This is a genomic window from Halomonas beimenensis (assembly GCF_002549795.1).
In the GTDB taxonomy this organism is placed as follows: Bacteria; Pseudomonadota; Gammaproteobacteria; order Pseudomonadales; family Halomonadaceae; genus Halomonas; species Halomonas beimenensis.
On sequence record NZ_CP021435.1, the window covers coordinates 1,218,777 to 1,240,161 of the forward strand.

21 protein-coding genes are annotated in these 21,385 nt (G+C 70.2%); 9 read left to right on the top strand and 12 right to left on the bottom strand.

Annotated elements, in window-relative coordinates:
- Positions 1–131: 131 nt before the first annotated feature.
- On the bottom strand, positions 132–332 hold the full coding sequence (locus BEI_RS05765; RefSeq protein WP_097788614.1) for a 2-hydroxymuconate tautomerase: 201 nt from the start codon (positions 330–332) through the stop codon (positions 132–134).
- A gap of 150 nt (positions 333–482) precedes the next feature.
- Between BEI_RS05765 and BEI_RS05770 the strand changes: the two genes are divergently transcribed.
- Positions 483–662 carry a DUF6435 family protein gene (locus tag BEI_RS05770; RefSeq protein ID WP_097788615.1) on the top strand — a complete coding sequence of 60 codons (180 nt, stop codon included), beginning with the start codon at positions 483–485 and terminating at the stop codon, positions 660–662.
- A 78-nt stretch (positions 663–740) separates the two neighbouring features.
- Here the strand turns inward: BEI_RS05770 and BEI_RS05775 are convergent, their stop codons facing one another.
- The 5 genes from BEI_RS05775 to gatC all read right to left on the bottom strand — a co-directional run bounded on the left by BEI_RS05775 (position 741) and on the right by gatC (position 5,308).
- On the bottom strand, positions 741–1,286 hold the full coding sequence (locus tag BEI_RS05775; protein ID WP_097788616.1) for a hypothetical protein: 546 nt from the start codon (positions 1,284–1,286) through the stop codon (positions 741–743).
- Between the two features lie 169 nt (positions 1,287–1,455).
- Positions 1,456–2,007, bottom strand: coding sequence for a cupin domain-containing protein (locus BEI_RS05780; protein ID WP_097788617.1), 552 nt, complete (start codon positions 2,005–2,007; stop codon positions 1,456–1,458).
- A 52-nt stretch (positions 2,008–2,059) separates the two neighbouring features.
- Positions 2,060–3,514 carry an Asp-tRNA(Asn)/Glu-tRNA(Gln) amidotransferase subunit GatB gene (gatB, locus tag BEI_RS05785; protein ID WP_097788618.1) on the bottom strand — a complete coding sequence of 485 codons (1,455 nt, stop codon included), beginning with the start codon at positions 3,512–3,514 and terminating at the stop codon, positions 2,060–2,062.
- Positions 3,514–4,974 carry an Asp-tRNA(Asn)/Glu-tRNA(Gln) amidotransferase subunit GatA gene (gene gatA / locus BEI_RS05790; RefSeq protein ID WP_097788619.1) on the bottom strand — a complete coding sequence of 487 codons (1,461 nt, stop codon included), beginning with the start codon at positions 4,972–4,974 and terminating at the stop codon, positions 3,514–3,516. Before gatA ends, gatB begins: the two co-directional genes overlap by 1 nt.
- A gap of 46 nt (positions 4,975–5,020) precedes the next feature.
- Positions 5,021–5,308, bottom strand: a complete 288-nt coding sequence (gene gatC, locus BEI_RS05795; RefSeq protein ID WP_097788620.1) for an Asp-tRNA(Asn)/Glu-tRNA(Gln) amidotransferase subunit GatC — start codon at positions 5,306–5,308, stop codon at positions 5,021–5,023.
- A 170-nt stretch (positions 5,309–5,478) separates the two neighbouring features.
- Between gatC and BEI_RS05800 the strand changes: the two genes are divergently transcribed.
- The 7 genes from BEI_RS05800 (at position 5,479) to tldD (ending at position 15,531) form a co-directional block, all read left to right on the top strand.
- On the top strand, positions 5,479–6,516 hold the full coding sequence (locus BEI_RS05800) for a rod shape-determining protein (protein WP_016854442.1): 1,038 nt from the start codon (positions 5,479–5,481) through the stop codon (positions 6,514–6,516).
- Positions 6,517–6,754: 238 nt separating this feature from the next.
- On the top strand, positions 6,755–7,630 hold the full coding sequence (gene mreC, locus BEI_RS05805; RefSeq protein WP_097788621.1) for a rod shape-determining protein MreC: 876 nt from the start codon (positions 6,755–6,757) through the stop codon (positions 7,628–7,630).
- Positions 7,630–8,118: a rod shape-determining protein MreD gene (gene mreD, locus BEI_RS05810; RefSeq protein ID WP_097788622.1), complete on the top strand. Its 489-nt coding sequence runs from the start codon at positions 7,630–7,632 to the stop codon at positions 8,116–8,118. Before mreC ends, mreD begins: the two co-directional genes overlap by 1 nt.
- A 13-nt stretch (positions 8,119–8,131) precedes the next feature.
- On the top strand, positions 8,132–8,725 hold the full coding sequence (locus BEI_RS05815; RefSeq protein WP_097788623.1) for a Maf family protein: 594 nt from the start codon (positions 8,132–8,134) through the stop codon (positions 8,723–8,725).
- Between the two features lie 33 nt (positions 8,726–8,758).
- The gene (gene rng, locus BEI_RS05820; protein WP_097788624.1) at positions 8,759–10,222 is read left to right on the top strand and encodes a ribonuclease G; all 1,464 of its coding nucleotides are present in this window, start codon (positions 8,759–8,761) and stop codon (positions 10,220–10,222) included.
- A 3-nt stretch (positions 10,223–10,225) separates the two neighbouring features.
- Positions 10,226–14,080: a YhdP family phospholipid transporter gene (locus tag BEI_RS05825; RefSeq protein WP_097788625.1), complete on the top strand. Its 3,855-nt coding sequence runs from the start codon at positions 10,226–10,228 to the stop codon at positions 14,078–14,080.
- Positions 14,077–15,531: a metalloprotease TldD gene (gene tldD / locus BEI_RS05830; protein ID WP_097788626.1), complete on the top strand. Its 1,455-nt coding sequence runs from the start codon at positions 14,077–14,079 to the stop codon at positions 15,529–15,531. The genes BEI_RS05825 and tldD overlap by 4 nt, the downstream gene beginning before the upstream one ends.
- Positions 15,532–15,682: 151 nt before the next feature.
- Here tldD and yjgA read toward each other — a convergent pair whose 3' ends face one another.
- Entirely contained in the window at positions 15,683–16,189 is a 507-nt protein-coding gene (yjgA, locus tag BEI_RS05835; RefSeq protein WP_097788627.1) for a ribosome biogenesis factor YjgA, read from the bottom strand.
- Between the two features lie 116 nt (positions 16,190–16,305).
- Here yjgA and pmbA point away from each other — a divergent pair, with 116 nt between their 5' ends.
- Complete coding sequence (gene pmbA / locus BEI_RS05840; protein ID WP_097788628.1) at positions 16,306–17,646, top strand: metalloprotease PmbA; 1,341 nt, start codon at positions 16,306–16,308, stop codon at positions 17,644–17,646.
- A gap of 151 nt (positions 17,647–17,797) precedes the next feature.
- Here pmbA and BEI_RS05845 read toward each other — a convergent pair whose 3' ends face one another.
- The 5 genes from BEI_RS05845 to BEI_RS05865 form a co-directional block, all read right to left on the bottom strand.
- Complete coding sequence (locus BEI_RS05845) at positions 17,798–18,067, bottom strand: HPr family phosphocarrier protein (RefSeq protein ID WP_097788629.1); 270 nt, start codon at positions 18,065–18,067, stop codon at positions 17,798–17,800.
- Positions 18,068–18,070: 3 nt separating this feature from the next.
- Positions 18,071–18,970, bottom strand: coding sequence for an RNase adapter RapZ (gene rapZ / locus BEI_RS05850; protein WP_097788630.1), 900 nt, complete (start codon positions 18,968–18,970; stop codon positions 18,071–18,073).
- Positions 18,971–19,009: 39 nt separating this feature from the next.
- Positions 19,010–19,492: a PTS sugar transporter subunit IIA gene (locus BEI_RS05855; protein WP_097788631.1), complete on the bottom strand. Its 483-nt coding sequence runs from the start codon at positions 19,490–19,492 to the stop codon at positions 19,010–19,012.
- Positions 19,493–19,498: 6 nt separating this feature from the next.
- Positions 19,499–19,810 carry a ribosome hibernation-promoting factor, HPF/YfiA family gene (gene hpf / locus BEI_RS05860; RefSeq protein WP_097788632.1) on the bottom strand — a complete coding sequence of 104 codons (312 nt, stop codon included), beginning with the start codon at positions 19,808–19,810 and terminating at the stop codon, positions 19,499–19,501.
- Between the two features lie 112 nt (positions 19,811–19,922).
- A complete protein-coding gene (locus BEI_RS05865) occupies positions 19,923–21,329 on the bottom strand; it encodes an RNA polymerase factor sigma-54 (RefSeq protein ID WP_097788633.1) in 1,407 nt (468 codons plus the stop codon).
- Positions 21,330–21,385: the final 56 nt, after the last annotated feature.

Consider the following 21,385-nt stretch of genomic DNA (forward strand, 5'->3'; position numbering starts at 1 on the left):
AATGCTTCCGTCGCGCGCCATCTGGGGCTAGGCAAGCCCGGCTCGCGTGTCGCGGCTCATCCGCCGGCTGGCGACCTGGTCGGTGGGGAAGGGGGCGAGGGCCCCGACCCGGGAGGGTCGGGGCGGCTGGTTCAGTCCTGGGATTGGCGACGCCGCTTCACGGATTCCCCGGCGAGGCCGAAGTCCTGGATGGCCACGTCGGAGAGCACCACCCGCACGCTCTCCGGCGTGCAGTCGATGCTCTCGACGCAGGCGGCGGTGACCTTCTCGATCAGGGCTTCCTTCTGCTCGGCAGTGCGGCCCTCGATCAGCTGGATGTTCACGATCGGCATGGCTTTCTCCATCATGTGGAAATATTTTCTGAGTCCATGATGGTTCCAGCTCGGGGTCGGGCTGTCAAAGCCCTCGACGTCATGAGACTTGTACATAACCGATGCAGGCATTGTACATTATGGGTTCGCCCACGAAAGGGAGCCATCCTCATGCTGAGCTGGCTGAAGCGGGACCCCAGGCGACGCCTGCAGCGGGACTACGAACGCAAGCTGGAACAAGCCATGGAAGCGGCGCGTAACGGTGACATGCGCGCCAACGCGGCCCTCACCGAGCAGGCCGAGGCGATTCGGGGGGAGATCGAGCGACACCGGGCGCGAGCCAAGCGGTAACGACCGCGCCCCCGCCGAGGGCCGGGGCGCGGAAGCCGGACTGGCCGGCGGGACGGTCACGATGGAGGAAGGCGTGTCTCAGCGGCGTCCGCCGCCGTTGCCTCCTCCATTACCGCCCCCGGCGCCACCGCCGCTGCCGCCGCCGTTGCCACCGCCGCTACCGGCAGCTCCGCCGCCATGATCGCCCCCCGCCGCGCTGGCGGCGCCGCGCTCACCGGCGCTGGCGTTGGCGTTGACGCCGCCGCCCTGCGAGGCACGGGCCTCGTCGCTGACGGTGTCGCCGTGGACCCCGACGCCGCCGCTCGTGACCGCCTCATGGGCGGTCTCGAGGCCGGGCTGGGCAGCCGCCGGCATGTCTCCAGTCTCCACGTCGGCCAGGTGGCCTTCCAGGGTCGTGGCGGCCTCGCTTTCCTCCACGGCGATCTCGTCCCCGGTGCTATCGGCCTCGGTCTCGGCTTCGGTCTCGGTCTCGGCTTCGGTCTCGATCTCGATCTCGATCTCGATCTCGGCCGGCTGGCTTTCCTCGACGGTAGGCTCGGTCGAGTCGACGTCGTCCTCCTGGGCGAAGGCCGGCAGGGCGATCAGGCTGGTGGCGAGGGCGAGAGGGATCAGTCGTAAGCGCATGGGGTCTCCTCGAGTGGGGGATGATCGGCGTCGCATCCGATCTGATGCGATTGGACTAGAGTCGTGGTGCTCATCCTGGCCCAAACACGAGGCGTCGACAAAGCGTCGCCCGGCGGCGACGCCGAGCGGGAGGCCTTGTCTCGAGGCGCCGACAGTTGCCGTCGGGAACTCAGAAGCTGCGCGCGGGGGTGGCGCAGCTGACCAGCCGGCAGGGGGCCTCGCCGACGTTGCGGAAGCGGTGGGGCACGTTGGTGTCGAAGTAGTAGGCCTCGCCGGGGCCGAGCACCCGGGTCTCGGCGCCGATGGTGATCTCGATCTCGCCCTCCAGCACCACGCCGGCCTCCTCGCCCTGGTGGGCGATCATCTCGCGGCCGGTGTCGGCGCCGGGGGGGTAGGTCTCGACCATGAAGTTCAGCGCCCGGCTGGCCCGGTTGCCGCCCACCAGCTTGTAGATGACGTCGCCGGCGCCCACGTCGGCCAGGTCCTCGGCGGCGTAGAACACCTGGTCGCGACTTTCCAGGTCCATGGTGAAGAAGTCGCCGACGCTCATCGGGATGGCGTCGAGGATCTTCTTCAGCGAGCTCACCGAGGGGCTCACCTTGCCCTGCTCGATGAGCGACAGGCTGGAATGGGTCACCCCGCAACGCTTGGCCAGCTCGCGCTGGGAGATGCCTCTCAGGTTACGCAGGGCGCGCAGCCGCGCGCCGACATCGTCTGCCATGGGTCGTCCTCTGAAATCCACGGGGCGGGCCGGCAAGGCCCGCCCCCGGTGCTCAGCACAGGGCGTCGAGCTTTTCCTTGAGCAGGGCGTTGACCTGCTGGGGGTTGGCGGTGCCCCGGGAGGCCTTCATCACCTGGCCGACGAAGTAGCCGATCATCTTGCCGCGTTTCTCCGGCTCGGCGTCGCGGTACTGGGCCACCTGGGCGGGGCTGTCGGCGATGACCTGGTCGATCATGGCCTCGATGGCGCCGGTGTCGGTGACCTGCTTGAGGCCCTTGGTCTCGATGATGGCGTCGGCGGACTCGCCCTCGCCGTGCCACAGGGCCTGGAACACCTGCTTGGCGGCCTTGCCGCTGATGGTGTCGTCCTTGACCCGAGCGATCAGCTCGCCCAGCTGGTCCGCCGAGACGGGACTGTCGGCGATGGCCAGACCCTCGCGGTTGAGGGCGCCGGAGAGCTCACCCTGGACCCAGTTGGCGGCCTGCTTGGCGTCGCCGCAGACGGCCTTGACCCGCTCGAAGTACTCGGCCATGGCGCGGCTCGCCGAGAGCACCCCGGCGTCGTAGGCCGACAGGCCCAGCTCGTCCTGGAAGCGGGCGCGCTTGGCGGCGGGCAGCTCCGGCAGGTTGTCGCGCAGGTGGTCGACGTAGGCCTGGTCGAGGACCACCGGCAGCAGGTCGGGGCAGGGGAAGTACCGGTAGTCGTTGGCCTCCTCCTTGGTGCGCATGCTGCGGGTCTCGTCGGCCTCCGGGTCATAGAGGCGGGTCTCCTGGACCACCTCGCCACCGGCCTCGAGCAGCTCGATCTGGCGTTCCACCTCGTACTCGATGGCGCGCTCGACGAAGCGGAAGGAGTTGACGTTCTTGATCTCGGCGCGGGTGCCGAAGGTCGTCTCGCCCCTGGGGCGCACCGAGACGTTGACGTCGCAGCGCATGGAGCCCTCGGCCATGTTGCCGTCCGAGATTCCCAGGTAGGTGACGATGGAGTGGATCGCCTTGAGGTAGGCCGCCGCCTCCTTGGCCGAGCGCATGTCCGGCTCGGAGACGATCTCCAGCAGCGGGGTGCCGGCCCGGTTCAGGTCGATGCCGGTCATGCCGTGGAAGTCCTCGTGGAGCGACTTGCCGGCGTCCTCCTCGAGGTGGGCATGGTGGACGCGCACGGCCTTGGTGCTGCCATCCTCCAGGGTGATCTCGACCTCGCCCGGCCCCACGATGGGGTGATACATCTGGCTGGTCTGGTAGCCCTTGGGCAGGTCCGGATAGAAGTAGTTCTTGCGGTCGAACACCGAGACCTCGGGGATCTCGGCATGAATGCCCAGGCCGAACTGCACGGCCATGGCTACGGCCTGCTCGTTGAGCACCGGCAGCACCCCGGGCAGGCCCAGGTCCACGGCGCAGGCCTGGGTGTTGGGCTCGGCGCCGAAGGCGGTGGAGGCGCCGGAGAAGATCTTGGAACGGGTGGCGAGCTGGACGTGGACTTCCAGGCCGATCACGGTTTCCCATTGCATCAGGCGGTCTCCTCGGCGAGGGCGGGACGGCGCAGGTGCCAGTCGGTGGCCTGCTGGAACTGGTGGGCGACGTTGAGCAGCCGGGCCTCGGCGAAATGGGTGCCCAGTATCTGCAGCCCCACCGGGCGGCCGTTCGCGAAGCCGGCCGGCACGCTGATGCCGGGGATGCCCGCCAGGTTGATGGCGATGGTGTAGATGTCCTGCAGGTACATGGACACCGGATCCTTCTTCGCGCCCAGGTCGAAGGCCGGGGTCGGCGAGGCGGGGCCCATCAGCACGTCCACCTCGTCGAAGGCGTCCAGGAAGTCCTGGCGGATCAGCCGGCGGACCTTCTGGGCCTTCTTGTAGTAGGCATCGAAGAAGCCCTCGGACAGGGTATGGGTGCCGATCAGGATGCGCCGCTTGACCTCCTCCCCGAAGCCCTCGGCGCGGGTGCGCTTGTAGAGGTCCATGAGGTCGGCGGGATCCTCGCAGCGATGGCCGAAGCGCACGCCGTCGTAGCGCGACAGGTTGGAGGAGGCCTCGGCGGGGGCGATCACGTAGTAGGCCGGGATGGCGTAGTGGGTGTGGGGCAGGCTCACCTCGCGAACCGAGGCGCCCAGCGACTCGTAGACCTTGACCGCCTCGCGCACCGCGCCTTCCACTTCGGGGGAGAGGCCGTCGCCGAAGTACTCCCTGGGCAGGCCGATCTTGAGCCCCGAGAGGGGGGCGTCGAGGTCGGCGGCATAGTCCGGCACGCCGCGGGCCACGGAGGTGGAGTCGCGCAGGTCGTGGCCGGCGAGCACGCCGAGCAGGTGGGCGCAGTCGGCGGCCGAACGCGCCATGGGGCCGGCCTGGTCGAGGCTCGAGGCGTAGGCGATCATGCCGTAGCGGGAGACCCGGCCGTAGGTGGGCTTGAGGCCGGTGATGCCGCAGAAGGCGGCCGGCTGCCGGATCGAGCCGCCGGTGTCGGTGCCGAGTGCCGCCGGGACCAGGCCCGCGGCGACCGCGGCGGCACTGCCGCCGGAGGAGCCGCCGGGCACGGCGCCGAGATCCCAGGGGTTTTTCACCGGCCCAAAGAAGCTGTTCTCGTTGGACGACCCCATGGCGAACTCGTCCATGTTGGTCTTGCCGAGGCTGACGGTGCCGGCGTCGGCGAGCTTTTCCACCACGCCGGCGTCGTAGGGCGCGGTGAAGTTGTCGAGCATCCTCGAGCCGCAGCTGGTCTTCACGCCTCGCGTGCAGAAGATGTCCTTCAGCGCCAGGGGCAGGCCCGGCAACGGGCCGGCCTCGCCCCTGGCGCGGGCGGCGTCGGCCGCGTCTGCCGCCGCCAAGGCCTGCTCGGCGGTGACGGTGATAAAGCTGTTGAGGGCGCCATCGTGGCGCTCGATGCGCGCGAGCAGGTGCTCGGTGAGCTCGCGGCTGGAAAACTCGCCGGCGGACAGCGCGGCGGCGAGCTCGGTCAGTGTCTTGTCGTGCATGGGCCCGGGGCTCCGTGAAGACTTGCCAGTAACGATGAGGGCGCGCTCATTCGACGACGCGCGGCACCAGGTAGAGGCCGTTCTCCACCGCCGGCGCGCAGCGCTGGAAGGTTTCGCGCTGGTCGGCCTCGGTGACCTCGTCGGCGCGCAGGCGCTGGGTGGCATCCAGCGGATGGGCCAGGGGGGCGACGCCGTCGGTGTCGAGCGCCTGGAGCTGGTCGACCATCTCCAGGATGCGCCCCAGGTCGCCCAGGTAGCGGTCGGCTTCACCCTCGTCCAGGCCGAGTCGGGCCAGGTGGGCGGCCCTGAGAACGTCTGCGTGTTCAAGCGCCATGATCCGGTGTCCTCGAAAGGGTGGGGAAAAGACGGAAAATCCTACCATAAGCGCGTCCCGGCGGGCAGTATCGAGGCGGTGACGGAAGGGGGTTGCGCTTGCCGGGCGGGGGGTGCAGTGATACCGTTTGCCCCGCACAGGGTTCCCGGTCCGCACTAGGTAACGACTTCATGTTCAAACGTTTGAGGGGGCTGTTTTCCAGCGATCTGTCGATCGACCTGGGGACGGCCAATACGCTGATCTACGTCCGCGGGCGCGGCATCGTGCTCGACGAGCCGTCGGTGGTGGCGATTCGCCAGTCCGGCAACATGCGCAGCGTGGCCGCCGTGGGCGCCGACGCCAAGCGCATGCTGGGACGAACGCCCGGCAACATCACCGCCATCCGGCCGATGAAGGACGGCGTCATCGCCGACTTCACCGTGACCGAGCAGATGCTGCAGTACTTCATCCGCAAGGTCCATCAGAGCACCTTCCTGACCCCGAGCCCGCGGGTGCTGGTCTGCGTGCCCTGCATGTCGACCCAGGTGGAGCGCCGCGCCATCAAGGAATCCGCCGAGGGCGCCGGGGCCCGGGAGGTCTTCCTGATCGAGGAGCCCATGGCCGCCGCCATCGGCGCCGGCCTGCCCGTGGAGGAGGCCCAGGGCTCCATGGTCGTCGACATCGGCGGTGGCACCAGCGAGATCGCCATCATCTCGCTCAACGGCGTGGTCTACTCCGAGTCCATCCGCGTCGGCGGCGACCGCTTCGACGAGGCCATCATCGCCTATGTGCGGCGTCACTACGGCAGCCTGATCGGCGAGTCGACCGCCGAGCGCATCAAGGAAGAGATCGGCTGTGCCTACCCCGGCGGCGAGCTGCGCGAGATCGACGTGCGTGGCCGCAACCTGGCCGAGGGCATCCCGCGCAGCTTCACCCTGAACTCCCACGAGATCCTCGACGCCCTCCAGGAAACCCTGGGCTCCATCGTCGCGGCGGTGAAGAGCGCCCTGGAACAGTCCCCGCCCGAGCTGGCCTCCGACATCGCCGAGCGCGGCCTGGTGCTGACCGGCGGCGGGGCCCTGCTGCGCGACCTGGACAAGCTGATCGCCGAGGAGACCGGCCTGCCCGTGGTGGTCGCCGAGGATCCGCTGACCTGCGTGGCCCGTGGCGGCGGCAAGGCGCTGGAGATGATCGATCAGCATACCTTCGAACTGCTCTCCAGCGACTAGTCAGGTACGGAACTCTGCCGGCGCGGGGACATCTCTGGGACATGTCGCGTTCGGTCTCCCATCCCATGGCATCCTCGATCATTGCCCGGTGGGGCCGGTGTCCGCATGCGCCCAACGCTGAAAGGCGGGGCGATGGTTGGGGTGTGCGTGGCTCCGTCGGCGGGGGCACGGAAGGAGAATTGAGGGGGAGAACGCTATCAAGCCGCTGTTCTCGCACGGGTCGGTGCCGGGTTATCGCATGCTCTTGTGTGCGGTCCTCGCGGCCGCGCTGATGTTCGCCGACCTGCGTTTCACCCGCATGGAGCCCGTGCGGGCCCAGCTCTCCACCCTGGTGGCGCCCATCCAGTGGGCGGTCAGCCTCCCCAGCGACGTCCTCAACTGGGCCGCCCTGTCGCTCTCCGACCAGCGTGAGCTCGTGGAGGAGAATCGGCGCCTGCGGGAGCAGATCCTCACCCTGTCCCATCGTGTGCAGCGCATGGCCAGCCTGACCGCCGAGAACGTTCGGTTGCGCGAGCTGCTTTCCGCCACCCGGGAGCGGGACATCCCCTTCATCACCGCCGAGTTGCTGTCGCTGGACCCCGACCCCTTCAGCCATCGCATGGTGATCGATCGTGGCCGGCGCGACGGCGTCTTCGTCGGTCAGCCGGTGATGGATGCCGCCGGGCTGGTGGGGCAGGTGACCTCGGTATCGGCCTACGCCAGCCGGGTGCTGCTGGTCGCCGATGCCAGCCATGCGCTGCCGGTGCAGGTCAATCGCAACGGCCTGCGCTTCGTGGCTCAGGGCACCGGCCAGTACGACGCCCTCAGCGTGCTCCACGTGCCCGACACCGCGGACATCCGTGAAGGCGACCTGCTGGTGACCTCGGGCCTGGCCGGCCGCTTCCCGCCCGGCTACCCGGTGGCGCGGGTCTCCTCGGTCGTCCACGACCCCGGTCAGCCCTTCGCCCGGGTCGACGCCCGCCCGGTGGCCCAGCTGCAGCGTGCCCGGCACTTCCTGTTGCTGTTCCCCCCCGAGGTGCCTGAGGCCCCGGGCCGGGGGGGCTGGACCGCCCGGCTCGATCCGGCCGCCATCGAGGCGGCCATCGAGCTGATGGCCCCGCGCGAGGAGGAGTGATGGCGAACCGTTCGGTGGCGAGCCTGCCCTGGATCTGGCTGAGCCTTCTGCTGGCGTTGTGTCTGCAGGTGATGCCCCTGGCCGATGGCTGGCAGATCTGGCGGCCCGACTGGCTGGGCCTGATGCTGATCTACTGGTGCATGAAGGCGCCGCAGAAGGTCGGCGTCTTCCACGGCTTCGTGCTCGGTATCCTGGTCGATCTCCTGGAAGGCGCGCCGTTGGGCCAGAACGCGCTGCTGCTGTCGCTGCTGGCCTTCCTGTGCGCGCTGGTCTACCCGCGGTTCCGGGCCTATTCCCTGCTCCAGCAGGCGGTGCTGATCCTGGTGCTGCTGGGCACGGTGCAGCTCGTCGAGCAGTGGCTCCGCACCTTGCTCGGGCCCTTCTCTATCCACCTGTCGTTCCTGCTGCCCTCCCTGATCGGGGCGGTGCTCTGGCCCTGGCTGACCACGCTGTTCCGCGTCTTCCGCCGTCGCCCCGTGGAGGAATGAACCTGGAGGCCTCATGTCGTTCGCGAGTCCCCTGATCTGCCTGGCCTCGGCGTCTCCCCGGCGTCGCGACCTGCTGGCCGCCATCGACGTGCCGGTCGAGGTGCGCCCGGTGGATATCGACGAGACCCCGCGCCCCGGCGAGGCGGCCGAGGCCTATGTGACGCGCCTGGCCGAGGAGAAGGCTCGCGCCGGCTCGCGGCTGAGCACCCTGCCGTCCCTGGGCTCGGATACCACCGTGGTGCGGGACGGCGAGATCCTCGGCAAGCCCCGGGACCGGGCGCACGCCGCGGCCATGCTGCGTTCGCTGTCCGGGCGAAGCCACGAGGTGCTGACCGCGGTGGCCGTCACCGGCCCGGCCGGGGTGCTCGCCGACTGCGTCCACACCCGGGTGACCCTGCGCGAGATCGGCGAGGCGGAGATCGCCGCCTACTGGGCCTCCGGGGAGCCGGCGGACAAGGCCGGCGGCTATGCCATCCAGGGCCGGGCGGCGATCTTCGTCGCCCGCATCGAGGGCAGCCATTCGGCGGTGGTCGGCCTGCCGCTGTTCGAGACCGCGGCGCTGCTCGATCGGCAGGGCGTGCCGTTATGGAATCGCGCTATGTCATAATGAGCCCAGTTTCCTCTGGACAAGGATTTCCGCATGAGCGGTGAAGTACTCATCAACCTGACGCCGATGGAGACCCGGGTCGCCGTGGTGGAGAACGGCGTGCTGCAGGAAGCCTTCATCGAGCGCGCCCGACGCCGCGGCATCGTCGGCAACATCTACAAGGGCAAGGTGGTCCGGGTGCTGCCGGGCATGCAGGCCGCCTTCGTCGACATCGGCCTCGACCGGGCCGCCTTCATCCATGCCCACGAGGTGATGCCCCCGGGGACCCCGGCCGACGAGCAGGTCTCCATCGCCCAGCTGCTCCACGAGGGGCAGTCGCTGGTGGTGCAGGTCACCAAGGATCCCATCGGGTCCAAGGGCGCCCGCCTCACGACCCATCTCTCGGTACCGTCGCGCTATCTGGTCTACATGCCGGACTCGCCGCACAACGGCGTCTCCCAGCGGATCGAGGACGAGGGCGAGCGCGAGCGGCTGCGGGATCTGGTGGAGGCCGCCCAGGCCGAGCAGACCCTCGAGGTGACGGGCGGCTTCATCGTGCGTACCGCCGCCGAGGGGGTGAGCCTGGAGGAGATGGTCGGCGACATGCACTTCCTGCTCCGCCTGTGGCGCAAGGTCAGCGAGCGCAAGATCAGCGCCCCGGCCCCCAGCGTGATCTACGACGACCTGCCACTGTTCATGCGCACTCTGCGCGACGTGATGCGGGACGACATCGAGAAGGTCCGCATCGATTCCCGGGAGAACTATGTCAAGCTCGTCGAGTTCGCCGAGGAGTTCATGCCCTCGGCCGTGGAGCGCATCGAGCACTATGCCGGCGAGCGGCCGATCTTCGACCTGTTCAGCGTCGAGGACGAGATCCAGAAGGCGCTGGGTCGCAAGGTGCAGCTCAAGTCGGGGGGGTACCTGGTCATCGATCCCACCGAGGCCATGACCACCATCGACGTCAACACCGGCGGCTTCGTGGGGCATCGCAACCTCGAGGAAACCATCTTCAAGACCAACCTCGAGGCCGCCACCGCCATCGCCCGTCAGCTTCGACTGCGCAATCTCGGCGGCATCATCATCATCGACTTCATCGACATGGAGGATCCGGAGCACCAGCGCCAGGTGCTGCGGGTACTGGAGAAGGCCCTGGAGCGGGATCACGCCAAGACCAAGTGTACCGGCGTCACCGAGCTGGGCCTGGTCCAGGTGACCCGCAAGCGGACCCGGGAAAGCCTGGAGCAGACCCTCTGCGAGGCCTGCCCGGCCTGCCAGGGCCGCGGCACGCTCAAGACGCCGGAATCCGTGTGCTACGAGATCTTCCGCGAGATCCTCCGCGAGGAGCGGGCCTACAGCGCCGAGACCTACACCGTCCTGGCCTCCCAGTCGGTGGTGGACCGGCTCCTCGACGAGGAATCCGCAGCGGTGGCGGACCTGGAAGAGTTCATCGGCAAGACCATTCGCTTCCAGGTGGAATCCCATTACTCCCAGGAGCAGTACGATATCGTGCTGATGTGAGTCATGGCGCCGACCCGGCTGGTCATCCGCTGGACCCTCACGCTGCTGGCGGCGGCGCTGACGCTGGCGGCGCTGTTGACGATCGTGCTGCGCCTGGCGCTCGGCCAGGCGGACCTGCTTGCGCCTCGCCTGGAGGCACTGCTGTCGGCTCGTTTCGAGGCCGCGGTGACCCTGGAGGGACTCGACGGCGGTCTGGAGGGCCCGGATCCGCGCCTGGCCCTGCGCGGTCTCGAAGTCCGCTCGCGGCCCGACCGCGGTGACCGTCCCCTGTTGGAGCTGGATGCCGCCCGGTTGCGTCTGGACGCCCCGGCGAGCCTGCGCGAGGGCATGCCGGTCGTGGCCGACGCTCGCCTCTCCGGCCTGACCCTGCACCTCTATCAGGCCGACGACGGCCGCTGGCACTGGCCGGAGCCCGCCGACATCCCCCCCGAGCTGATTCCCGAACGCGAATTCGATCTGGCGAGGCTCGATTTCTGGGTCGGGGTTCTGCTGCGTCAGCGCGCCTGGGCCGAGGATCTTCGGGTAGTGCTCCACGGCCGGCATCGGGAGGCCGTGCTGGAGGCGCCTCGGTTGCTGATGGTCGGCGATGCCCGCCGGGTCCACCTGGAGGGCGAGGTCTTCCTCGAGGGCCGGCCGGCGCACCAGGCCCTGAGGGTGGTGATGGAGGTGGTGCCCGGGGCGGGCGGTCTCGAGGACTTCGGCGCCGCTCTGCAGGCCGACATGAACCTGGCGAGCCTCGCCGGCCTGTCGTCGCTGCTGGGTGTCGAGGCGCTGCCGAGGCTCGACGACGCCGAGGGGGAGGCCCGGCTCTGGGCCCGCTGGACCCATGGGCGGCTCGCCGACGTGCGCCTGGACCTCGGCGCGCCCCGCCTGGCGATGCGCCAGGCCGATTCCCCGGGGGGAAGCGGCGAGGGGGCGGGGATCGTGCTGGAAGGGGCCGCCTTGCGGGGACAGTGGCGACGGGAGTCTGCCGAGGAGGCCTGGCAGGCATGGATCCAGGGCGACGTTCGGCGGGTGAGCGGCCTCGACCCCATGGGGAGCGGACCGCCCTTGCCCCGGAACTGGCACCTCAGGGAGCTGGATGACGGCTGGTGGCTCAACACCAGCGGCTTCGATCTTGCCGCCCTGGCCGCCTGGCGCCCGCGACTCCCGCTGCCCGAGGCGCTCGACGAGGCCCTGGCCAGCCTGTCGCCCCGCGGGCGGGTCACCGCCCTGGGCGTCGGGCGCCGAGAGGGGCAGTGGCAGGCCCGCGTCAGCGCCACCCGGGTCGCCGTCGATCCGTGGCGACATGCCCCGGGAGGCGGTCCCCTCGACCTCTGGGTCACCGCCGAGGGTCGGCGCGGCCAGGTGCGCTTCGTCGACGCCGGCGAGGCCACCCTGGCCTTCCCGCGGATCTTCGGCGAGCCCTTGGCCCTGGAGCGCGCGAGCGGGGTCGTGAACTGGGTCTATGCGGGCTCCCGCACCCGGGTGAACGGCAGGGACCTGCAGGTCGGATGGCGCGGTGCCGACGTCCACGGCTGCTTCGGGCTCTCCCTCGGCGGGCCGGGGAGAGGGGGCTTCGGGCTGGCGCTGGACCTTCACGACGTCGATGCCGTCTCGCGACCCTTGACCGACTGGCTCCCCATGCCCCTGCTGGAGGAGCGAACCCCGGCGCTCGCCGACTGGCTGGGCGGGGGCCTTGCCGGGCGGGTGCCCGAGGGCAGCCTGCGGCTGCATCTTCCCCTGCGTCGTCGCGATGGGCCGCTCGAGCCCATCGAGCCGAGGCTCGCCCTGGATCTCGCGGTCGAGGACGGCCGCCTGCCCTTTGCCCCCGGCTGGCCGGCCCTGGAGGGCGTCGCCGGTCGACTGCGGCTGGCCGAGGGACGGCTCTCCGCCGAGGTGAATCGGGCCGAGAGTCTCGGGATCCGCGCCAGGGAAGGGCGCGTTCGACTGATCGACGGGCGCCTGACCGTCGAGGCGCCCCTCGTCGCCGAGGCCGACGCGCTGGCGCGCTACCTGGCCGCCATGCCCGTCGAGGGGGCCGACGTCGCCGCCGACTGGCGAGGGGAGGGGACGCTCGCCGCGGAGCTCGGCCTGGACCTGACCCTGGAGGCGCTCGACTCCCTGGCCCTGGACATCGACGGTGACGCCTCCCTGGCGCGGCTGGTGCATGACCCCAGCGGCCTGGCCTTCTCGGACCTGAGCGGCCCCGTGGCCTGGCGGCAGCGAGGCGAAGCCGGTGTCCTGGAAGGCGAGCTGGACGGGCGCCTGCTCGGCGGCCCCTTCTCGGCGGACCTGGACAGCGAGGACGAGCGACTGGCGTTCTCGGGGACGGCCACCGCGGAGGCCCTGGGGACCCTCGGCGCCCCGGCCGGGATCGAACGGATCCTGTCGGGGAGGATACCCTGGCGAGGCCGCCTGAACCTGGGCGGGGAGGCACCGACCCTGACCCTGGAGAGCGACCTGAGGGGACTGGCGATCGAGCTTCCCGCGCCGCTCGGCAAGGCCGCCGCCGCGTCCCGCGGGCTGCGCCTGGAGACGACCCTCGGGGCGTCCTCCCGCCTCTCCGGGGCGCTGGGGGAGCGACTGGGGTGGCGCTGGCGGCCCGAGGGCGGTGGCCAGGGGCAGGTCTGGCTCGGCCGCCAGGCGCCGGCGACCTGGCCGGCCGCGCCCGGCTGGTCGCTGCAGGCCTACCTGCCGCGCATGGCGCCCAGGGACTGGGCGACGGCCCTGGCGCCGCTGGCCGCCGCCCGCGGCGGGGAGGGCGGGCCCGCGAAGGTCGCGCGACTGACCCTGGACACCGACTGCCTGAGCGTCGAGGGGCGCTGCCTGGGCTCGCTGATCGTGGAAGGGGAGACGGTGCCGGGGGGCTGGAGCCTGGCCCTGGACGGCAGCCTGATGGCCGGCCGGCTCGACTACCGGAAGGGGCTGGATCGCCCCCTGGATCTGGCGCTGTCCCGGCTGCGGCTCGACGGCCTGGTGCCCCCGGACGGCTCCGGCGGGGGCCGCCTGCTTGAGGAGGTCGCGGTGCCCCCGGACCCGGTGGCGATTCCCTCGGGGCTCGTCGCGCTGCCGGCCGGTCGTCTGCGGGTCGACGAGCTGGCCTTCCGGGGACGTCGTCTCGGTCCCCTGACCGCCTACTGGCGGGCCGCACCGGAGCGCCTGGTGATCGATCCGCTGGGCCTCACCCTCGGCGAGATCAGCGCCCGCGGCAGCCTGACCTGGGAGGCCACCGGGCCCGAGGCCAGCCTGACCCGGGCGCGGCTGGACCTGGATGGGCGGGACCTCGGCACGGCGTTGGCGGCGCTGGGCCAGCCGGTGGCGATCCGCAGTGCCGAGACTCGGGTCGACAGCCAGCTGGCCTGGCCCGGCGCACCCTGGCAGTTCGCTCTCTCGCGGTCCCGCGGCAGTGTGGAGGTGGCGCTGCGCGACGGTCGCTTCGTCAACCTGGAATCGCCCTCGGCCCGGGTGGTCGGGCTGCTCAACGTGGACAACCTGCTGCGTCGCCTGACCCTGGACTTCTCCGACGTCACCGGTCGCGGCACGGCCTTCGACCGTGTCACCGGCGCCGCGACCCTGTATGGTGGGGTGCTGGAGACGCGCGGTCCGGTGGAGATCGAGGGGCCGGCCACCCGCTTCACCCTGGACGGCAGCGTGGACCTGGTGCGGCGGGAACTCGACCAGCGCCTCGGCGTCACACTTCCGGTCAGCAACAACCTGCCGCTGGCGGCGGTGATCGCCGGCGCGCCCGTGGTGGGAGGGGCGCTGTTCATCGCCGACAAGCTGTTCGGCGATGCCCTGGATCGCGTGACCCGAATTCACTATCGCGTGGAGGGGCCCTGGACCTCGCCACGCATCGCTCTGGAAAGTGCCGAATGACATCACACACGCATTCCCTGCTCGACCAGGCCGCCGAGGTGCTGCTCGCTCCCGGCGGCCTCGATCTCGATGTCCTGGACACCGGCCTCGGCCATGCGCTGGGGGCCGGCATCGACTATGCCGACCTCTACTTCCAGCGCAGCTGGCACGAGGGGTGGGTGCTGGAAGACGGTGAGGTCAAGGAGGCCAGCTACAACATCGACGGTGGCGTCGGGGTGCGGGCCATGGCCGGGGAGAAGACCGGCTTCGCCTACTCCAACCAGATCACCATGGACGCCCTGGCCGAGACCGGCCGCACCGCCGCCGGCATCGTGCGCAGCGGTGCCCGCCACCAGCCCCTGGCGCCGGTGGTGGCCGCCCCCGCGGCCCGCTACGCGGGCATCGACCCGCTGTCCGGCCTGTCCGCCGACCACAAGATCGCCATGCTCAAGCAGGCCGACCGCATCGCCCGGGCGGCCGATCCCGCGGTGAGCCAGGTCAACGCCTCGCTGACCGGCGTCCACGAGGTGGTGCTGGTGCGGGCCAGCGACGGGACCCTGGCCGCCGACATCCGTCCCCTGGTGCGCCTCAACGTCAGCGTGATCGCCGTGCGCGACGGCCGCCGCGAGCGGGGCAGCGCCGGCGGCGGCGGTCGCTATCCCATGGCCCGGTTGCGCGACGAGAACGCCGCTGAGCGCTTCGCCCAGGAAGCCGTGCGCCAGGCCCTGGTCAACCTGGACGCCGTGGACGCCCCCGCCGGCCAGATGCCGGTGGTGCTGGGCTCCGGCTGGCCGGGCATCCTGCTCCACGAGGCGGTGGGTCACGGCCTGGAGGGCGACTTCAACCGCAAGGGCAGTTCGGCCTTCGCCGGCCGCCTCGGCGAGCGGGTGGCCGCCCCCGGGGTGACCGTGGTCGACGACGCCACCCTGGCCGACCGCCGCGGTTCGATGAGCATCGACGACGAGGGCACCGCCGGCCAGTGCACCACCCTGATCGAGGACGGCATCCTCAAGGGCTACATGCAGGACAAGCTCAACGCCCGGTTGATGGGCATGGCCCCCACCGGCAATGCCCGTCGGGAATCGTTCGCGCACCTGCCCATGCCGCGCATGACCAACACCTACATGCGCGCCGGCCAGGACGACCCCGCCGACATCATCAGGAGCGTCTCCCGCGGGCTCTACGCGGTGAGCTTCGGCGGCGGCCAGGTGGACATCACCTCGGGCAAGTTCGTGTTCTCGGCCAGCGAGGCCTACCTGATCGAGGACGGACGCATCACCGCCCCGGTGAAGGGCGCGACCCTGATCGGCAACGGCCCCGAGGCCATGGGCCGGGTCTCGATGATCGGCCATGACCTGGAACTCGACACCGGCATCGGCGTCTGCGGCAAGGAAGGGCAGGGCGTGCCGGTGGGCGTCGGCCAGCCCACGCTGAAGCTCGACGAGCTGACCGTGGGCGGAACGCAGTCATAAAGCTTGAAGCGGGAAGAGCGCCGCTTCGCGGCTGGAAGCCGGAAGAGAAACCCATGGCCTGACAGGGGGTAACTTCCAGTCGTAGGGTGGATAAGCGTCAGCGCATCCACCGAGGAGCTGGCGGATGCGCTCGCAGGCTCGCTTATCCGCCCTACAGTCCGGCGGTATCGCGGATCAGCTTGAACAGCCGGCGGGCGTTGGTGGGGGGCTTGCCCTGGTCGCGTTCGCGACGGGCGTTGCGGATCAGCTGGCGCAGGGCCTGGCGGTCCACGTCGGGGAACTCGGCGATGAACGGCGCCACGGCGTCATCGCCCTGTTCGATCAGGCGGTCGCGCCACTGCTCCAGTCGGTGGAAGGCGTGGTCCCGGCGCAGCTTCTCCTGGTCGAGCTCGTCGAACACCGCCTGGATGCCCTCGAGGTCCTCGCGGCGCATCAGCTTGCCGACGTATTGCATGTGCCGGCGGCGGGCCTCCCGGGCGCGGATGCGGTCGGTCTCGGCGATGGCCGCGAGAAGGTCGTCGGAGAGCGGGAAGCGGGCCCGCTCGGCCTCGTTCATGGCGATGAGCCGCTCGCCGAGGGCCTGGAGCGCGTGCATCTCGCGCTTGCGCTGGGACTTGCTGGGCCGCTCGTCGGCGGAAGGGAAATCATCCTGGGTCATGCCGCGTCCATCGGTCGTGGGAATCGGCCCAGTATACCAGTCCGTCGCGGCGGGCTGGCCAATCGACAAGGTGTTATGCATCGGCCCTCGGGCCGGTCGACGGAGGAGTCAAGACGATGACACAGGCTTTCGATGCCGCCGCCCAGCAGTCGCTGCTGGAAACCCGTGCCGAGGCGGCCCTGGCGCTGGCGCGCCGGCTGGGCGCCGATGCCTGCGAGGTGGGCGCCAGCGTCGACCAGGGGGTGGGCGTCAACGTCCGCGAAGGAGAGGTCGAGACCGTCGAGCTGTCCCGGGATCAGGGCATCGCGGTGACCGTCTATGTCGGGCAACGCAAGGGCAGCGCCTCCTCCACGGATGCCTCCGAGGCCTCGATCCGTGACGTGGTGGAAAAGGCCCTGGCCATCGCCCGCCACACCGGCGAGGACCCGGCGGCGGGGCTCGCTCCCGCCGAACTGATGGCCCGGGAGTTGCCGGACCTGGACGTCCACCACCCCTGGCCGCTGTCCACCGAGGAGGCGATCGACATTGCCCTTGCCTGCGAGGCCGCCGGGCGCGGCATGCCGGGCATCAAGAGTTCCGACGGCGCGGGCCTGTCCAGCGGCGAGGGGGTCAGGGTCTACGCCAACAGCCACGGCTTCCTGGGCAGCCAGCGCGGCAGCCGCCATTCGCTGTCCTGCATGCTGATCGCCGAGGACGAGGGCGGCATGCAGCGGGACTATGACTACACCAGCGCCCGCGACCCCCGTGAACTGCTGGCGCCCGAAGCGGTGGGCGAGAGCGCCGCCCGGCGCACCCTGCGTCGCCTCGGCGCCCGGCGACCGGCCACCGGCCGGATGCCGGTGCTCTTCGACCCGACCCTGGCCTCCGGGCTGATCGGCCACCTGCTCGGCGCCATCGCTGGGGGCGCGCTCTACCGGCAATCCTCCTTCCTCTGCGACCGCCTGGGCGAGACGCTCTTCCCGGCGTGGTTCAGCCTGCAGGAGAAGCCCCGGCTGGTGGGCGGCATGGCCAGCAGCCCCTTCGACAACGACGGCGTGGCGACCCGGGAGAACGTCTTCATCGACCAGGGGCGCCTGGCCAGCTACCTGCTCTCCGCCTACAGCGCCCGGCGGCTGGGCATGGAAACCACCGGCAACGCCGGCGGGGCCCGCAACCTGCGTCTCGCCGCGCCGCTGGAGAGCCGCGAGGCGCTGCTCGCGCGGCTCGATCGCGGCGTCGTGGTCACCGAGCTGATGGGGCAGGGCGTCAACGGCGTCACCGGGGACTACTCCCGGGGCGCGGCGGGCTTCTGGGTGGAAAACGGCCGGATCCAGCACCCGGTGGAGGAGTTCACCATCGCCGGCAACCTGGAGGCCATGTTCCAGGGGCTGGTCGGCGTCGGCGACGACACCGACACCCGGGGCAGCATCCACACCGGCAGCTGGCTGATCGATGAGATGACGGTCGCGGGCGGCTAAGCCGGGCTTCGCCCGCTACCCGCTATAAGCCGTAAGAAAAACCGTTGTCACTGGCCCAGCCAGTGACAACCTCTTGGGCTTGCGGCTTGCGGCTTGCGGCTTGCGGCTTGCGGCTTGCGGCTTGCGGCTTGCGGCTTGCGGCTTGCGGCTGTCAGGCTTCCTCGTCGAACCGGGCCTCGAACAGCTCCTCCAGGGCATCCAGGACTTCCTCGCCGTCCTCGCCCTCTGCCTCGAGGGTGAGTTCGGTGCCGCAGGGGGCGGCGAGCATCAACAGCGACATGATGTTGGCCGCATCGGCCTGCTGATTGCCATGGTAGACGGTGACCCGCGACGCGAAGGGCTGGCAGCATTGCACCAGGCGGGTGGCGGCTCGGGCATGCAGGCCGCGCTTGTTGGTCAGGGTGAGCTTGCGTCTGGCCACGTCTCAGCGTTCCTCGTCGGCGTTCGGGGCGGGCAGGTTGCGTTGCAGGCCAAGCTCCCGATGGCGCAGGCGGACGCCGGCGCGGGTCTCGGCCAGGCGGTGGGCCAGGCGCTCGGCCAGGTAGGTGGAACGATGCTGGCCCCCGGTGCAGCCGATCGCCACGGTGAGGTAGCTGCGCTGGCTGGCCTGATAGCGAGGCAGCCAGCGCTCGACCCAGGCGAGGATGTCGGCCTCCATCTCGGCGACCATGGGGTAGCCCTCCAGGAAGGCGATGACGCTGGCATCGCGTCCCGTGGCGTCGCGCAGCTGGGGGTCCCAGTAGGGATTCGGCAGGCAGCGGGCATCGAAGACGATATCGGCATCCAGGGGGACGCCGCGCTTGAAGCCGAAGGATTCCACGGTCAGGGTCAGGCCCTCGCGGTGGTGGCCGGCCACCTGGTCGGTGATGCGGCCGCGCAGGTCGTGCACCGAAAGGCGGGAGGTATCGATCAGCAGGTCGGCGAGATCGCGGATCTCGGCCAGGGCCTCCTCCTCGCGATCGATCGCCTCGGCCAGGGTCATCTCGCTGTCACGGGTCAGCGGGTGGCGGCGGCGGGTGGCCGAGTAGCGCTCCAGGAGGATGCGGGCGTCGGTGGTCAGGTAGATCACCTGACAGCGGATGCCCCGCGCCCGAACGTCCTCGAGCAGCGCCGGGAAGCGTTCCAGGGCGTGAGGCAGGTTACGGGCGTCGATACTCACCGCGATGGCGCTGCGCAGCGACTGGCCGCTCCGCAGCTCGTCCACCAGCGGCCCCAGCAGCATGGCCGGGAGATTGTCGATGGCGTAATAGCCGAGGTCCTCGAGGGCCTGCAGCGCGATCGACTTTCCCGAACCGGAACGTCCGCTGATGATGACGAGCTGCATGACGGGTCTGGGTCTCCTGGTCGGGGGCGAGCCCAAGGCTCAACCGCGGCCGTCGGCCGGCGCCAGTCGTCGGATCGCCTGGATGAGGCAGTCGTGGAGCTCCCGCTGGCTGGTGGCGCGGCGCAGCGCACTGCGGGTCTCGGCATCGTTCATGACGCCGGCCACCTGACCGAGCAGGGCGAGGTGGGCGTCGTCGGCCTCCTCGGGGACCAGCAGCACGAAGACCAGGTCCACGGGTTCGCCGTCGATGGCATCGAAGTCCACCGGCTCGGCCAGCTTGAGGAAGCCGGCGACGGGACCCTTGCAGTGGGGGTTGCGGGCATGGGGAATGGCCACGCCATGCCCGATGCCGGTACTGCCCAGCCGTTCCCGCCCGATCAGTCGGCTGAAGACTTCCTGGCTGTCGAGGCTCGGGGTGTTCTGGGCGATGAAGGTGCTGAAGAATTCCAGCACCCGTTTCTTGCTGCCCCCGGGCACCCCGAAGAGGGTGCGCTCGGGGGGCAGGATGGTTTCCAGTGACATGGCGGCTTAACGGACGCCGGCGGCGCCCTGGGCGCGGGCCTGGGTCTTTTCCTTGTGCTTGACCAGCTGGCGGTCCAGCTTGTCGGCAAGGGCGTCGATGGCGGCATACATGTCGCCGTCCATCGCCTCGGCATGCAGGTCGGCGCCGGCGGCGTGCAGGGTGCAGGCGGCCTGCTGGCGCTCCTTCTCCACGGAGAGCGTGACTTGTACGGTGGTGATGTTGTCGTAATGGCGTTCGAGCCGAGCGAGCTTCTCCTGCACGTAGTCACGCAGGGGGTCGGTCAGTTCCACATGGTGCCCGGTGAGGTTGACTTGCATGACACGCTCCTTGCTCCTTGGGTGGTGACTCGATTGTAACCCTTTTTGGGGCCATGCAAACCCCCCGTCCCGGGCGCGTTCCGGCGTATTCAACGCTGTCGCTTGACCGGGGTCAGCGCAGGCGCTTTCGCTGGCTGGAAGAGGGGATCTGCATGGCCTCGCGATACTTGGCCACGGTGCGTCGGGCGACCTCGATCCCTTCCTCGGCGAGTCGTTCGACGAGCTTGCTGTCCGAGAGCGGCTTGCGTGGCGGCTCGTCCTGGATCAGCTTGCGGATTCGGGCGCGGATCGCCGTGCTGGAGTGGGCGTCCTCGCCGCCCCCGACCTGGCTCGAGAAGAAGTACTTGAGCTCGAAGACCCCCCGTGGGGTATGGATGAACTTCTGGGTGGTGACCCGGGAAATGGTCGACTCGTGCATCTCCACGACCTGGGCGATGTCGGCCAGCACCAGGGGCTTCATGGCTTCCTCGCCACGTTCGAGGAAATCGCGCTGGCGACTCATGACCTCGCGCCCGACCCGCAGCAGGGTGTCGTTGCGGCTCGACAGGCTCTTGAGCAGCCAACGAGCCTCCTGCAGGTGGTCCTTGAGGAACTGGTTGTCCTCGCTCTTGTCCGCGCGGCGAATCAGGGCCGCGTAGTCCGGCTGGATACGCAGCCGCGGCAGGGCCTCGGGGTTGAGTTCGACCCGCCAGCCGCCGGGGGTGTGCCGGACCACCAGGTCGGGGATCACGTAATCGCTGTCGCCGCTCGAGAAGGCGCTGCCGGGGCGTGGGTCGAGCCCGCGGATCAGGGCGATGACCCGGTCCAGGGTCGCGTCGTCGAGCCCCTGGCGGCGCTTGAGCAGGCGACGGTCGTCGCCGGCCAGGGCTTCGAGGAACTGGCGCACCAGGCGTCGGGCCTGGGGCAGCAGGGGCATGCCCTCGGGGAGGGCGGCGAGCTGGAGCAGCAGGCATTCGCGAAGGTCCCGGGCGAAGACGCCCGTCGGCTCGAAGCGCTGCAGGCGCAGCAGCAGGGCCTCCATCTCGCGGCTGGTCAGACCCTCGAGGCCCTGAGCCCTCAGGCCCTGGCGGATCTCCTCCAGCGGCTGATCCAGGTAGCCGTCGGGGTTGACGGCGTCGATCAGGCTCTCGGCGATGCGGCTCTCCCGTTCGTCGAGCTCGCTCATGGCCAGTTGCCAGGCTAGGTGGCTCTGCAGGCTCTGGCCGCCGGCCTGGCGCTCGAAGTCGGGGGCTTCGCCGCCGGTTCCGGTCCCGGCGTCCTGGAAGGTGTCGGACCAGTCGCTGTCCACGGACAGCTCGTCGGGGATCTCGTCGGCCCAGTCATCCTCCGGCGTTTCGCCCACGGCCTGTTCGCCGAAATCGTCCTCCAGCTCCAGCATGGGATTGGCTTCCAGGGCCTGCTGGATCTCCTGCCGCAGGTCGAGCGTGGAAAGCTGCAGCAGGCCGATCGCCTGTTGCAGCTGCGGCGTCATGGTCAGCTGGGTACCGACGCGGAGTTGCAGGGATGCCTTCATGGCCATGGCCGTATCCACTCCTCCTCGGGCGAAGAAGCCCCTACCCTAGTCCCGGGAGGCGA

Coding starts and splice junctions, on each gene's coding strand:
- BEI_RS05815 (WP_097788623.1), top strand. CDS start 8,132: ATGTCGTTCGCGAGTCCCCTGATCTGCCTGGCCTCGGCGTCTCCCCGG.
- mreD (WP_097788622.1), top strand. CDS start 7,630: ATGGCGAACCGTTCGGTGGCGAGCCTGCCCTGGATCTGGCTGAGCCTT.
- BEI_RS05865 (WP_097788633.1), bottom strand. CDS start 21,329: ATGGCCATGAAGGCATCCCTGCAACTCCGCGTCGGTACCCAGCTGACC.
- pmbA (WP_097788628.1), top strand. CDS start 16,306: ATGACACAGGCTTTCGATGCCGCCGCCCAGCAGTCGCTGCTGGAAACC.
- BEI_RS05825 (WP_097788625.1), top strand. CDS start 10,226: ATGGCGCCGACCCGGCTGGTCATCCGCTGGACCCTCACGCTGCTGGCG.
- yjgA (WP_097788627.1), bottom strand. CDS start 16,189: ATGACCCAGGATGATTTCCCTTCCGCCGACGAGCGGCCCAGCAAGTCC.
- tldD (WP_097788626.1), top strand. CDS start 14,077: ATGACATCACACACGCATTCCCTGCTCGACCAGGCCGCCGAGGTGCTG.
- gatB (WP_097788618.1), bottom strand. CDS start 3,514: ATGCAATGGGAAACCGTGATCGGCCTGGAAGTCCACGTCCAGCTCGCC.
- BEI_RS05855 (WP_097788631.1), bottom strand. CDS start 19,492: ATGTCACTGGAAACCATCCTGCCCCCCGAGCGCACCCTCTTCGGGGTG.
- gatC (WP_097788620.1), bottom strand. CDS start 5,308: ATGGCGCTTGAACACGCAGACGTTCTCAGGGCCGCCCACCTGGCCCGA.
- rapZ (WP_097788630.1), bottom strand. CDS start 18,970: ATGCAGCTCGTCATCATCAGCGGACGTTCCGGTTCGGGAAAGTCGATC.
- BEI_RS05765 (WP_097788614.1), bottom strand. CDS start 332: ATGCCGATCGTGAACATCCAGCTGATCGAGGGCCGCACTGCCGAGCAG.
- hpf (WP_097788632.1), bottom strand. CDS start 19,810: ATGCAAGTCAACCTCACCGGGCACCATGTGGAACTGACCGACCCCCTG.
- BEI_RS05780 (WP_097788617.1), bottom strand. CDS start 2,007: ATGGCAGACGATGTCGGCGCGCGGCTGCGCGCCCTGCGTAACCTGAGA.
- mreC (WP_097788621.1), top strand. CDS start 6,755: ATGCTCTTGTGTGCGGTCCTCGCGGCCGCGCTGATGTTCGCCGACCTG.
- BEI_RS05770 (WP_097788615.1), top strand. CDS start 483: ATGCTGAGCTGGCTGAAGCGGGACCCCAGGCGACGCCTGCAGCGGGAC.
- BEI_RS05775 (WP_097788616.1), bottom strand. CDS start 1,286: ATGCGCTTACGACTGATCCCTCTCGCCCTCGCCACCAGCCTGATCGCC.
- gatA (WP_097788619.1), bottom strand. CDS start 4,974: ATGCACGACAAGACACTGACCGAGCTCGCCGCCGCGCTGTCCGCCGGC.
- BEI_RS05800 (WP_016854442.1), top strand. CDS start 5,479: ATGTTCAAACGTTTGAGGGGGCTGTTTTCCAGCGATCTGTCGATCGAC.
- rng (WP_097788624.1), top strand. CDS start 8,759: ATGAGCGGTGAAGTACTCATCAACCTGACGCCGATGGAGACCCGGGTC.